The following is an 11286-nucleotide window of genomic DNA, read 5'->3' as shown; positions in this document are numbered from 1 at the left end:
GCAATAGACTCGGCCCATGTCCTCGGTGCTGTATGTGTGCGTGCGCCCCGAGCGGAGCGCGGCCGACGCTGAGCACCGCTCGTTCCGACGCGGCCTCGGCGTGGCCACGCTGGATCGCATCGACCTGCTGCACGCGTCACTGGAGACCGTCGAGTGGCAGCGATACGAGGGGTTCGTGGTCGGCGGTTCTCCGTTCAACGTCACCGACACCGACAAGAGCGAGTACCAGCGAGCCGTCGAGCACGACCTCGAGCGCATCGCGGCCCGTGCGCTCGATGATGCGGCCACCGCGCTGTTCACCTGCTACGGCATCGGAGTGGTCACGCGGATGCTGGGCGGGGACGTGCACACCGGGCAGCCCGAGCTCGCCGGTGCCACCACCGTGCACCTCACCGCGGCCGGTGCCGCCGATGCTCTGTTCGGCCCCAGCGCTCCGCAGCTGTCGGTGTTCACCGCGCACAAGGAAGCCGCACTCGACACTCCCCCGGGAGCCGTCCTGCTCGCCACGAACGACGCCTGCACCGTGCAGGCGTACCGCGTCGGTGACCGGCTGTACGCCACGCAGTTCCACCCGGAAGCCTCACCGCAGGACTTCGCCGACCGGATGGCGGTGTACCGGGCATCCGGCTACTTCGATCCGACCGCTTACCAGCAGACCGAGCGCGCCGTGCTCGCCGCCACGGTGCAGGGCGACGAGCTGCTCGCGCGCTTCCCGCTGCTGCTCGGCGACTGACCCGGCGGCCGAGGCCGAGCGTCAGTCGCCCGGGCCATCAGTCCTGCCCGAGGGCGAGGGCGATGCGCTCGTCGAGATACCCGGCCAGCGGGACGAACGCACCGCCCGGCGCCCAGCGCACACTGGGCACCCCGTCGATCAGCGCGAGAGGTCCGGAGACCCCGCCGGCGTCCGCTGCGGCGACGTCCAGCATCCGCCAGCCCACGTGCACGGTCTCGCCCTCCGCGAAGCCGCCGCGGCGCGCCTGCGCACGCCGATCGGCTCGCGCTCTCGCCGACTCGGCCGTGTAGCCACGGCGCACGGGCGCCGCCGCGCGCAGGATCTCGGCTGTGGCCAGCACGCCGTCGTCGGTGAGCAGCAGCACGCCGAGGTGCCAGGCCCGCCCCGCGCGCACGATGCGCGCACCGCGCCAGCGCGAGGTGCGCTCCCGCCCGAGGCTCTCCGGCGTCACCCCGGCCAGCCGGCGCCGCGCGTCAGCCAGCAGATCCGCAGTGGTGCTCATCCGACCAGGGTAACGATTGGGATCCGCGCGCACGATGCGGGCAGAATCAAGGGATACCCAGCTCAGGAGCATCCATGCCGCATACCGACACCGCGCGCCTTCTCATCGCCTGCGACGACCAGCCCGGCATCGTCGCCGCCGTCGCCGGAGTGCTCGCGGCGCACGGCGCGAACATCATCTCGCTCGATCAGCATTCCACCGACGAGGAGGGCGGCCGCTTCTTCCAGCGCACCGTCATCCATCTCGACGGGCTGGCGGCCAAGCGGCCCGCGCTCGAGCACGCTCTCGGCGAGGTCGCGGCGCGCTTCGGCATGGAGTGGTCGCTGCACGACACCGCCAAGCGCAAGCGGGTCGCGATCTTCGTGTCGAAGTACGATCACTGCCTGCTCGAGCTGCTGTGGCGCACCCAGCGCGGCGAGCTGGACATCGACATCACGATGGTCGTCTCGAACCACCCCGATCTCGCCGAGTCCGTGCGGTCGTTCGGGGTGCCGTTCGTGCACATCCCGCGCGGCACGGGCGATGACGCGAAGGCGGAGATGGAGCGGCGGCAGCTCGAGCTGCTGCACGGCAACGTCGATCTCGTGGTGCTGGCGCGCTACATGCAGATCCTCAGCGACGAGTTCATCACCGCTCTCGGGGCGCCGGTGATCAACATCCATCATTCGTTCCTGCCGGCGTTCATCGGCGCGAACCCGTACGCGCGCGCGAAGGAGCGCGGGGTGAAGCTGATCGGCGCGACCGCGCACTACGCCACCGCCGATCTCGACGAGGGCCCGATCATCGAGCAGGACGTCACCCGGGTCACGCACGCCGAATCAGCTGCTGAGCTGCAGCGCCGCGGTGCGGACGTCGAGCGCTACGTGCTCGCCCGGGCGGTGAAGTGGCACGCCGAGGACCGGGTGATCGTGCACGGCCGCTCCACCGTCATCCTCTAGCCCACGATCCGGTCTCATCCCGGGACGCCGGCGACGAGCTCGGCGAGCACGTCGTGGGCCGTGCCGCCGCGCGCGAGGGGCGCGGACTGCCCGAGCCACAGCGACTGAAGCTCGCCCATGCCACGTTCCCCGGCCACGGCGCGGAAGCGCCCGGTCAGCCAGTTCTGTGCGGGAAACGGCGCGATCGCCCCGGATGCCTCGATCTCAGCGACCGCGCAATTGCGTGCACCGCGCGCGAGGCGTCCGCTCATCGCCCGGGTGAGCACACTGGCATCCGCGGGGGTGCTGCGGATGGCGACGCGATGCGCCTCATTCGCCGCAGATTCCGCCGCCGCCAGGAACGAGGTGCCGACCTGCACTCCGGCCGCGCCGAGCGCGAACGCCGCGGCCACCCCGCGCCGGTCCGCGATGCCTCCCGCGGCGATGACCGGCACGTCGACGGCGTCGACGACCTGCGGCAGCAGCGACATCAGGCCGACCAGCGAGTCCTCCGCTGGCCGCAGGAATGAGACGCGGTGGCCGGCGGCCTCCATGCCGGTCGCGACCACGGCGTCCACACCGCCGGCGGCCAGTGCGCGCGCCTCCGCGACCGTGGTCGCCGTGCCGAGCACCCGGATGCCGCGCCGATGCGCCTGCTCGACCACAGCGGCAGAAGGCACGCCGAAGACGACGCTGAGCACCGCCGGGGACGCCGCCCAGATCGCGTCGAGCTGCTCGTCGAGAGGGGGCAGGTAGCGCTCGGGACGCTCGGGCGGGGCCATGCCTACCTCGTCGTAGAAAGCCCGCAGCGCGGCGGCGTACCCCTCGTGCTCGGGAGCCGGCTCGACCTCGTCGCCGGTGGGCAGCCAGATGTTCAATGCGAAGGGCGCAGAGGTCGCGGCGCGGAGCGCATCGGTCGTCTGCGCGATGCGCGCCCCGTCGTAGCCGTACAGCCCGTACGACCCGAGACCGCCGCCGGAGCTGACGGCGGCGGTGAGGGGGATCGAGGAGAGCCCGCCGAACGGGGCGAGCACGATCGGATGCCGGATGCCGAGCAGGTCGCACAGGTCATTCATGGTTCGAGGCTACGCCCGTCCGGCTGCAGTGCGTCATTCCGGGATCGGGGCTCTGTGGAGCGTCACCCGCACCATCCGGCCGCCGCGTCAACCCCCTGTGTGCATCGGATCGGCCGACCTAGCGTGACCTCAGCTCGCGCTGCGCGTCCCCTCCCCCCAACCGCGCAGTGCGGGGCACCCCAGAGCGAAGCGCCCGGACGAAGGATCCGAGCGCTTCGCTGCTGCACGGCTCCGCCACCGGAGCCGTACCACAGCAGCGAGCCGTTGCTCAGAGCGGCGGTCGACGCGGAATCGGCGAAGGCTTCTTGGAGCGGTCCGAGGCGTTAGCGACAGCGAGGTCGAGCGCCTCGAAGAGCTGCCGGAAGCCGCGGAATCGCGTGGTGCGCGGGCACGGCGTGCGCAGCCACAGCACGTCGAGCACGCCGGTGGGCGAGCGGTCGACGTAGGCGATCAGGCAGTCGGCGTCCGCACGGCGCCGGGCGGGGTCGCAGATGCGCCAGCTGTCCCGCCCGAGAGGAGTCAGCTCCCAGTCCCCGTGCGAACTCGCCGGTATCGGTACGTCCGAGATGGTGACACTCACAGCGCCTTACCTCCTGTCACAGCGACAACGCTGCCCGAGGTGTACGAGGACTCGTCAGAGGCCAGGTACACATATGCTCCCGCCAGTTCAGCGGGCTGTCCTGCGCGGCCCAGCGGCGTATCGCTGCCGAACTGCTCGACCTTGCTCTCGTCCCAGCCGGTGCCGGGGATGAGCGGCGTCCAGATGGGTCCGGGAGCGACGGCGTTCACGCGGATGCCACGCTCGCCGGCCTCGGATGCCAGCGCCTTCACGAACGCGACTTGAGCGGCCTTGGTCATGGCGTAGTCGATCAGGCCGGGCGAGGGGTCGAAGGCCTGGATCGAGGCGGTCACGATGATGCTCGCGCCCGCCTCGAGGTGGGGATAGGCGGCGCGCGCCGTGTACAGCGTGCCGCCGAGGTTGGTGTCGAACACGCGGCGCATCTGCTCGGTCTGCAGCGAGCCGAAGCCGTCGATGTCGTGCTGGTAGGCGGCGTTGAGGACGAGGATGTCCAGCCCTCCCAGCTCCTCCCGAGTGCGGGAGACGGCGTCCTCGGCGAACTGCTCGTCCCGCAGGTCTCCGGCGATGCTCACGCCCTTCCGTCCCGCATCCTCGATGTCGCCGAGGGTGGTCTCGGCATCCTGCTGCTCCTCGGGCAGGTGCACGATCGCCACGTCAGCACCCTCGCGCGCGAACGCGATCGCAACCGCCCGGCCGATTCCGGAATCGCCGCCCGTGATGAGCGCCCGGCGGCCCTGCAGCCGCCCGTGGCCGCGATACGTCGACTCTCCGTGATCCGGAGCGGGATCGGTCTCTGCGGTCAGCCCCGGCTGGTCCTGCTGCTGCGGCGGGAAGGCGTCGTCGTGGTGCTGGTGGCGGGGATCGGAGGTGGTGTCGCTCATCTTGCGCCTCTCTGCAGTCCGCTGAAGCATCGGCAGTCCCAATGGGGGATCGACGGCACAGGACAGCTGTGCCAGTGTGACCACCATCCCCCGAAAGCGGCGCGGTCTCCAAGGGGGTTGACAGCTGTGGATGGCGGCGCAGACGCCAGAGGCGGCACGGCCGTTCCGGATGCGAGGGGCAGGGCCAGCCACCATGCGCTGCGTCTGGCGGGCGTGTCAAGGGACGTGCCCACACACGCATCGTCCGGCATCCTGGCGACTCGCGAGAAAGGACACCATGACTGAGAACAGCGATCCGCAGAACCGCATTGAAGAGATCCCCGCCGAGGACGCGGCCGCCGTCGGTCGCCCCGACCTCGAGCCCGACACGCAGGGCGACGTACCCCTCGACGCGGAACTCGGCGAAGACGGACAGGGTGACCTCGCGCCAGGCGACGAGGAGCAGCACTCCGGCGACGCACCCGACGACCTGCGCACGTCCGCTCCCTCCGGCGAAGTGCACACTGAGCAGCGCTCGAGTGATCAGGGCTGACGCCCACCCCATACAGCAGTGCCGCGGTCGGGAACGACCGCGGCACTGAGCGTCAGCCCTCCAGGCCGGCCGAAGGGTCCTCCGGAGGCTCGGGAACGAGGTGCAGACCAGTCGGTGTGTTCGCGGTGTAGGCGAGCGCCTCGATCCATGCACGGTTGATCGCCGGCTGCCGGCTGCCGAAGTACTTGAACACGAGGGAGCTGCTCGGCTGCACCCAGACGGTGGTGCGCCCGCCGCCGACGCTCGGGTCCTCCCGCCAGCTCAGGGGGAACGGCTCGCCGCGGCGCAGCTTCGCCGTGATCACCAGCTGCAGGTGGGTCAGGGCACGGTCTTCGATCTCGGTCTTCACCGAGCCCTCGTATACGAACTTTCCCACGGAAGTGCACCTCTCGACATCGAATCACTCTGGCGTCCTCCGACGGCCTGGGGCTAGCTTAGCCAGATGGGGCTGCTCTACTACGGCGGCAATACCGTGCCGATCGAGATCGAGGACCGCGCGCTCGCCCACCTCAAAGTCGTCATCGCCACCAAGCTGCGCCGCCACGAATCCTTCACGCTGACCTGGCAGCATCCGGCGAACGACCCGAACGGCCGGTCGACGATCTGGCTGCACCCGTCGATCCCGCTGCGATTCGAGTTCTGCGAGCCCGAGTCGCCGCAGCTCAGCGCCGAGTGGATCGCCGCACTCGCGAACTCCGCCAGCACGAGCGGCGGTATCTGCCTGCTTCCCGAAGACGTCGGCGGAGACCGCTGAACTCCGGCCGCGTCAATCCGATTCCTGGGCGGAGACAGCGTGCGGCAGGCCGACGGGCTTGGACTCGGACGAGCCGCGCTGACGCAGGAAGACGGAGAACGCCACCATCGTGCCCACGGCGAGGAACTCGCTCTGCCAGTTCTGCAGCGTGCGGTCCCAGAACTCCGGCGAGAGGACGTACTGGCCCCAGCTCAGCGGTGCCGCGCCGTGCTCAGCGTTCTCCTCGTTCATCACCACCACGCCGCTCAGCGACTGCATCAGCCACGACATCAGGAAGATGCTTCCCATCACGAGCACCAGCGAGTTCTCGTAGACGGTGCGCCGCCACCCCGCGACGCGCGCCCACAGCGGAGCATCCGCCGGCGCATGCGCGCCGACCTTCTGCGTCTCGTCGCTGTCGATGCCCTCGTCGCCTGGCTTCTTCGATTCGGGAGACCCGCGCTGCACGAACCACACGGTGGCGGCGATGAACAGCAGGAACTGCAGGAACTCGCTCTGCCAGTTCTCGGCGACGTCGACGACGAAGTCGCTCGAGAAGACGAACGACAGATAGCTCTCCGCCGGCCTGCCGTGCTGCGCGAGGTCCTCGAGGGTGCGGAGGTAGCCGGCAACGGACTGCCCGATCAGCGCGAGGGCGAACAGGGCGAAGAAGAACAGGCTGAGGCCGTTGTCACGCAGAAAGCGCTTCATGTCAGTGCCCGCTTCCGATCACCGCGGCCATCACCGCAAAACCGCCGACCACCGTCGTCATCCACATCCAGAACATGATCCGAGGCCCCCGCGTGGGCTCGTGAAGCGGGGGCGCAGTGAGCGCCGTGTGCTGTGGCGACATGTTCTCCTCCTGACCGTCGAGCTTCCCTCGATGCTGGCGACGACCCGATCGGCAGGACAAGGGCTTGACGAGCAGGTGACGAGCTGTCAACCCCATTAGTCCCGACCGGTTCGCTGTCTACGGTCGAGGCAAGTGATCGATGACCGACTGAGACGACTGGGAGAGGGACAGGGCGATGACGCGAACGCAGGACATCATGACGCCGAATGCGCAGTGCATCGGTGAGAACGACGCGCTCTCGATAGCAGCGGAGCGCATGCGCGAGCTGGATGTCGGAGCCCTGCCGATATGTGGGGAGGACGGACGCCTGATGGGCATGTTGACCGATCGGGACATCGTCGTGAAGGCGGTGGCGGTCGGGTTCGACCCGGAGGTGACGAACGCCGGGCGCCTCGCGAACGGCCCCCTGGTGAGTGCCTCTCCCGACGACGACATCGAGCGGGTGCTCGCTCTCATGCGCGAGCACCAGATCCGCCGGGTGCCGGTCATGGAGCAGGGACGCCTGGTGGGCATGATCAGCCAGGCCGACATCGCCCGCCACCTCGAACCCGCGACCACCGGGGAGACGGTGGAAGTCATCTCCCGGTGAGGCGCCCTTCACCGCGCCCGACGCCTACCGCACACCTTTCCCAGAGGAGGACCGATGACACACCACACCGACCCCGATGAGCAGACCCGCACACTGTCGCAGGAGGAGGGCGAGCAGCCGACCACCACGCACGCCGAATGGGGCGCGGGCGACCCGCACCTGCGCATCACCGGACCCGAGAGCGAGCGCATGCGCTTCGCGTTGGAGGCAGACGAGGTCACCATCGGCTCCGGAGCGGACTGCGCGCTCGTCATCCCCGGCGGCGACCCGGTGCACGCGACGATCGTTCACGACGCCAACGACGAGTACGTGCTCACGTTGCACGGCGATGGCGAGATGAACGTCGATCCCGGCGACGGGATCGACGGTGATCGCAGCCAGATCCTGCGCACCGGCGCGCGCTTCACCGTGGGCGAGTGGACGCTCGTCTTCGGACGTGAGGAGTTCGCCGATCACGGACGCCCCTACGGTGGCCGCGAGGGCGGTGAGCTCGACGACCAGCCCGCCCAGCCGCTGCGGCCCGACTACCAGGGCGAGCACGAGGCGGATCCGCAGCAGCATCTCGAGGTGAAGGACGGCTGAGCCCCCGGAGGGTGAGGAGGGCGAGGGGGCTGCGGTCCTCTCGCCCTTCGCATACCGGACGCTGTTCACGCGTCCTGCCGATGCGACGAGGTCGTGGTCGCGGTCGGCGGGAAGGGTGAGCCCTCACCGGCCGGGCGGCGCGAGCGCCCGCGACACCGCGCGCGGTCGACGCCACTCCCGCTCACGGTCCCACCACGCCGGCCCGCGGATCTCGGGCAGGCCGTCGACGATGCGAACGTCCCATTCGCTCGAATCGATGGTGTGGTGATGGAACCAGCAGAGCGCCACGCCGCCGTCGGTGTGCGTCGGGCCGCCCCTGGCGTGCTCGCGGACATGGTGGATTTCACACCACGTGGCGGGGACATGGCATCCGGGGATCAGGCATTCCCGGTCGCGCAGAGCAATCGCCCGGCGCTGGTGGGCGGTGAAGATGCGGCCGCTCACGCCGATCGCGACGATGCGGCCGCGCTCGTCGAACAGCACGCGCTGCACCCCGCCGGCACAGGCGGTGTGGTGCGCCACGCTGAGCGGAACCGGCTCGTCGATCCCGTCGACGTGCGGTGACAGGTAGGCGTCGAACAGCCGCTGCAGCTGACCGGCGACCTCCGGCAGCAGCGCGCCGCGCACGGGCACGACGCCGTCGCGCGACTTGCCGAGCGTCACAGCCCGCTCCCGCATCGCCCGGTCGCGGGTGGGCTCGGCGCCGTCGGGGTCGAGGTAGGTGACGATCACCCGGGAGAGGATGCCGAGGTCCTCCGGCGTCGCCGACGGGCCGCCACCATCCGCCGGGTCGCCGCTCGCATGCGCGGCGAGTTCGGCATCCGCCCGCATCCGGTCCGCATCGCCGATGCGGCATCCGGCCTGCTCGACCGGCCCGGTCGCCGCCAGCATCGCACCGAGTCCGAGGCGGCCGTCGAGCATGGCGTCGCGCAGCGCGGGCCACCGGGCGGGCAGCGGGGCACCCGACGTGATGTCGATGCGGCGGCGCACCGCCGCCGACGCCTTCACGATGCGCGCGCCGTCTCGCGCGTCGACGCCGAGTACGCGCTGCAGCAGCTCGCTGGTGCTGCGGCATCCCTGCCGTGTCGTGAGCCGCTCATCGCGCAGCCCGGCGGATCGTGCCTCGAGCTCTGCGACGGTCTCGAGGACGATGGCGTCGAGGCGGCGCTGCACCTCCCCGGACGCGTGCAGAACCGCCATCAGCTGATCGTCGGACAGACCGGGGATCGCGTCAGCGCGGACGGTCTCGCCCAGCACTTCCGCGAGGTCCTCGGCGACCTCTGCGAGCACTGCGGCGATGCTGTTCATACCCTCTATTCAACCGGGGGCCACCGACGTCGGTCGGGGCGGTTGTCCCCAGGTCAGATCGCTTTTCGCATCGTCGCCGTCGAGACAGATGCAGCCGCCGGAGACGACACCGCAGCGGCTGCATCCGGGCGGGCGGATTAGGCTCGTGACCATGCCTGCCGTCTCCGCCGCCCACACGCATGCCGCCGATCTCGCCGACTTCGTCGCCGCCTCGCCGTCGAGCTATCACGCCGCCGAGGAAGTCGCGCGGCGGCTGGAAGAGGCCGGGTTCACGCGCCTCGACGAGACGGCGGAGTGGCCCGCGCAGGCCGGGGGCCGGTTCGTCGTCGTGCGCGACGGCGCCGCCGTCGCATGGGTGGTGCCCGCGGATGCTCAGGCGACCACCCCCGTGCACGTGCTCGGCGCGCACACCGACTCCCCCGGCTTCAAGCTCAAGCCCCAGCCGACCACCGGCGCGCGCGGCTGGCTGCAGGCGGCCGTCGAGGTCTACGGCGGGCCGCTGCTGAACTCGTGGCTCGATCGCGAGCTGCGACTGGCCGGACGCCTCGCGCTCGCCGACGGGCGCGTCGTGCTCGCGGCGACCGGCCCGCTGCTGCGTCTGCCGCAGCTCGCGATCCACCTCGACCGTGGCGTGAACGACGGTCTCGCGCTCGACAAGCAGACCGGCACCCAGCCGGTGTGGGGACTGGGGGATGCCGAATCCGCCGACATCCTCGCGGAGCTCGCCGCCTCGGCCGGCGTCGACGCGGCGGAGATCCGCGGTTTCGATGCGGTGGTGGCGGATGCCGCTCGCGGCGCCGTGTTCGGGAAGGACGACGCGTTCTTCGCATCCGGTCGTCTCGACGATCTCGCCTCGGTGCACGCCGGAGTGGTCGCGCTGATCGAGGCCACGCGCCCTTCGACGGGCTCAGGGACCGCGAGTGATCCGGTGATCCCGGTGCTCGCCGCATTCGACCACGAGGAGCTGGGCTCGCAGTCGCGCTCCGGCGCCGCGGGCCCGTTCCTGGAGGATGTGCTCGTGCGGGTATACGCGTCGCTCGGGGCCGACGCCACCGAGCAGCGTCGCGCGTTCGCCGCGTCGTGGCACCTGTCGAGCGATGTCGGCCATTCGGTGCACCCGAACTACATCCAGCGGCACGATCCGGTCCTGCAGCCGGTGCTCGGGTCCGGGCCGATCCTCAAGATCAACGCGAACCAGCGCTATGCCACCGACGCCGTCGGCGCGGCCGCATGGTCGGGTTGGTGCGAGGCGGCCGGCGTCGCCTCCCAGGAGTTCGTGTCGAACAACGCCGTGCCCTGCGGGTCGACGATCGGCCCGATCACGGCGACGCGACTGGGCATCCGGACGGTGGATGTCGGCATCCCGATCCTGTCGATGCACTCCGCCCGAGAGCTCGCCGGCGTGAGCGACCTCTACGACCTGTCGCGCGTCGCGCGCGCGTTCTTCGCCGGCTGAGGCTTCCGCGTGACCGAGCGCCCGATCGTTCTGTTCGTCTGCGTGCACAATGCCGGCCGATCGCAGATGGCCGCCGGCTTCCTGCAGCACGTCGCCGGCGAGCGCATCGACGTGCGCTCGGCTGGCTCGGCACCCCGGGATGTCGTGAACCCGGTTGCCATCGAGGCGATGGCCGAGGTCGGTATCGACATCGCCGCGGGCGAGCCGAAGCTGCTTACGGTCGATTCTGTGCAGCAGGCCGATGTCGTGATCACGATGGGATGCGGCGATGCCTGTCCGATCTTCCCTGGCAAGCGCTACGAGGACTGGCAGCTCGACGACCCGGCCGGTCAGTCGATCGAGGCCGTGCGCCCGATCCGCGATGAGATCCGCCGCCGCGTCGACGAACTCATCATCTCCCTGAAGAGGTGACGTCGTGGGGGGGGGGGGGGGGGGGGGGGGGGGCCCCCCCCCCGGGGGCGGGGGGGCCCCCGGGGCGGCGGCCCCCGGCGGGCGCGGCGGCGAGGGGGCGCCGGGGCCGGCGGGCCCCCCCCCAAAACAAAAC

General features: G+C 70.7%; 15 protein-coding genes. 8 read left to right on the top strand and 7 right to left on the bottom strand.

The features are described from left to right. The first annotated feature begins 16 nt into the window (after positions 1-16). Entirely contained in the window at positions 17-733 is a 717-nt protein-coding gene (locus tag WFG93_RS10625) for a glutamine amidotransferase-related protein (protein WP_336646325.1), read from the top strand. A gap of 37 nt (positions 734-770) precedes the next feature. Here WFG93_RS10625 and WFG93_RS10620 read toward each other — a convergent pair whose 3' ends face one another. Next, entirely contained in the window at positions 771-1235 is a 465-nt protein-coding gene (locus WFG93_RS10620; RefSeq protein ID WP_336646324.1) for a glutaminase, read from the bottom strand. 74 nt (positions 1236-1309) lie between these two features. Here WFG93_RS10620 and purU point away from each other — a divergent pair, with 74 nt between their 5' ends. After that, positions 1310-2173: a formyltetrahydrofolate deformylase gene (gene purU, locus WFG93_RS10615; protein WP_336646323.1), complete on the top strand. Its 864-nt coding sequence runs from the start codon at positions 1310-1312 to the stop codon at positions 2171-2173. A gap of 14 nt (positions 2174-2187) precedes the next feature. On the opposite strand, the gene WFG93_RS10610 is transcribed toward purU, so the two are convergent. From WFG93_RS10610 to WFG93_RS10600, 3 genes are all read right to left on the bottom strand, one after another. Continuing rightward, positions 2188-3228: a nitronate monooxygenase gene (locus tag WFG93_RS10610; RefSeq protein ID WP_336646322.1), complete on the bottom strand. Its 1041-nt coding sequence runs from the start codon at positions 3226-3228 to the stop codon at positions 2188-2190. Positions 3229-3496: 268 nt separating this feature from the next. Beyond that, the gene (locus tag WFG93_RS10605; RefSeq protein WP_336646321.1) at positions 3497-3808 is read right to left on the bottom strand and encodes a hypothetical protein; all 312 of its coding nucleotides are present in this window, start codon (positions 3806-3808) and stop codon (positions 3497-3499) included. Then, positions 3805-4689, bottom strand: a complete 885-nt coding sequence (locus tag WFG93_RS10600) for an SDR family oxidoreductase (RefSeq protein ID WP_336646320.1) — start codon at positions 4687-4689, stop codon at positions 3805-3807. The genes WFG93_RS10605 and WFG93_RS10600 overlap by 4 nt, the downstream gene beginning before the upstream one ends. Before the next feature lie 277 nt (positions 4690-4966). Between WFG93_RS10600 and WFG93_RS10595 the strand changes: the two genes are divergently transcribed. Continuing rightward, on the top strand, positions 4967-5221 hold the full coding sequence (locus WFG93_RS10595; protein WP_336646319.1) for a hypothetical protein: 255 nt from the start codon (positions 4967-4969) through the stop codon (positions 5219-5221). Between the two features lie 52 nt (positions 5222-5273). Here the strand turns inward: WFG93_RS10595 and WFG93_RS10590 are convergent, their stop codons facing one another. Continuing rightward, the gene (locus WFG93_RS10590) at positions 5274-5597 is read right to left on the bottom strand and encodes a DUF7882 family protein (RefSeq protein ID WP_336646318.1); all 324 of its coding nucleotides are present in this window, start codon (positions 5595-5597) and stop codon (positions 5274-5276) included. Between the two features lie 66 nt (positions 5598-5663). On the opposite strand from WFG93_RS10590, the gene WFG93_RS10585 reads away from it, so the two are divergent. After that, positions 5664-5975, top strand: coding sequence for a DUF7882 family protein (locus WFG93_RS10585; RefSeq protein ID WP_336646317.1), 312 nt, complete (start codon positions 5664-5666; stop codon positions 5973-5975). Positions 5976-5987: 12 nt separating this feature from the next. On the opposite strand, the gene WFG93_RS10580 is transcribed toward WFG93_RS10585, so the two are convergent. Further along, a complete protein-coding gene (locus tag WFG93_RS10580; protein ID WP_336646316.1) occupies positions 5988-6665 on the bottom strand; it encodes a DUF6766 family protein in 678 nt (225 codons plus the stop codon). Between the two features lie 317 nt (positions 6666-6982). Here WFG93_RS10580 and WFG93_RS10575 point away from each other — a divergent pair, with 317 nt between their 5' ends. Together WFG93_RS10575 and WFG93_RS10570 are read left to right on the top strand one after the other, a co-directional pair. Then, positions 6983-7396 carry a CBS domain-containing protein gene (locus tag WFG93_RS10575; protein ID WP_336646315.1) on the top strand — a complete coding sequence of 138 codons (414 nt, stop codon included), beginning with the start codon at positions 6983-6985 and terminating at the stop codon, positions 7394-7396. 54 nt (positions 7397-7450) lie between these two features. Further along, complete coding sequence (locus WFG93_RS10570) at positions 7451-7978, top strand: FHA domain-containing protein (protein ID WP_336646314.1); 528 nt, start codon at positions 7451-7453, stop codon at positions 7976-7978. A gap of 123 nt (positions 7979-8101) precedes the next feature. Here WFG93_RS10570 and WFG93_RS10565 read toward each other — a convergent pair whose 3' ends face one another. Beyond that, positions 8102-9286 (bottom strand): HNH endonuclease signature motif containing protein, encoded by a 1185-nt coding sequence (locus tag WFG93_RS10565; RefSeq protein ID WP_336646313.1) that lies wholly within the window; start codon positions 9284-9286, stop codon positions 8102-8104. A gap of 151 nt (positions 9287-9437) precedes the next feature. On the opposite strand from WFG93_RS10565, the gene WFG93_RS10560 reads away from it, so the two are divergent. Continuing rightward, on the top strand, positions 9438-10742 hold the full coding sequence (locus tag WFG93_RS10560) for a M18 family aminopeptidase (RefSeq protein WP_336646312.1): 1305 nt from the start codon (positions 9438-9440) through the stop codon (positions 10740-10742). Positions 10743-10751: 9 nt separating this feature from the next. Beyond that, positions 10752-11153: an arsenate reductase ArsC gene (locus WFG93_RS10555; protein ID WP_336646311.1), complete on the top strand. Its 402-nt coding sequence runs from the start codon at positions 10752-10754 to the stop codon at positions 11151-11153. Positions 11154-11286 lie beyond the last annotated feature (133 nt).

This window comes from Microbacterium sp. USHLN186, assembly GCF_037145155.1.
In the GTDB taxonomy this organism is placed as follows: domain Bacteria; phylum Actinomycetota; class Actinomycetes; order Actinomycetales; family Microbacteriaceae; genus Microbacterium.
This window is presented reverse-complemented; position numbering and strand designations above follow the sequence as displayed.

What these genes read in the sequence shown, in the direction of transcription:
- WFG93_RS10625 (WP_336646325.1), top strand. Translation starts at nt 17, where the DNA reads ATGTCCTCGGTGCTGTATGTGTGCGTGCGCCCCGAGCGGAGCGCGGCC.
- WFG93_RS10620 (WP_336646324.1), bottom strand. Translation starts at nt 1,235, where the DNA reads ATGAGCACCACTGCGGATCTGCTGGCTGACGCGCGGCGCCGGCTGGCC.
- purU (WP_336646323.1), top strand. Translation starts at nt 1,310, where the DNA reads ATGCCGCATACCGACACCGCGCGCCTTCTCATCGCCTGCGACGACCAG.
- WFG93_RS10610 (WP_336646322.1), bottom strand. Translation starts at nt 3,228, where the DNA reads ATGAATGACCTGTGCGACCTGCTCGGCATCCGGCATCCGATCGTGCTC.
- WFG93_RS10600 (WP_336646320.1), bottom strand. Translation starts at nt 4,689, where the DNA reads ATGAGCGACACCACCTCCGATCCCCGCCACCAGCACCACGACGACGCC.
- WFG93_RS10595 (WP_336646319.1), top strand. Translation starts at nt 4,967, where the DNA reads ATGACTGAGAACAGCGATCCGCAGAACCGCATTGAAGAGATCCCCGCC.
- WFG93_RS10585 (WP_336646317.1), top strand. Translation starts at nt 5,664, where the DNA reads ATGGGGCTGCTCTACTACGGCGGCAATACCGTGCCGATCGAGATCGAG.
- WFG93_RS10580 (WP_336646316.1), bottom strand. Translation starts at nt 6,665, where the DNA reads ATGAAGCGCTTTCTGCGTGACAACGGCCTCAGCCTGTTCTTCTTCGCC.
- WFG93_RS10575 (WP_336646315.1), top strand. Translation starts at nt 6,983, where the DNA reads ATGACGCGAACGCAGGACATCATGACGCCGAATGCGCAGTGCATCGGT.
- WFG93_RS10570 (WP_336646314.1), top strand. Translation starts at nt 7,451, where the DNA reads ATGACACACCACACCGACCCCGATGAGCAGACCCGCACACTGTCGCAG.
- WFG93_RS10565 (WP_336646313.1), bottom strand. Translation starts at nt 9,286, where the DNA reads ATGAACAGCATCGCCGCAGTGCTCGCAGAGGTCGCCGAGGACCTCGCG.
- WFG93_RS10560 (WP_336646312.1), top strand. Translation starts at nt 9,438, where the DNA reads ATGCCTGCCGTCTCCGCCGCCCACACGCATGCCGCCGATCTCGCCGAC.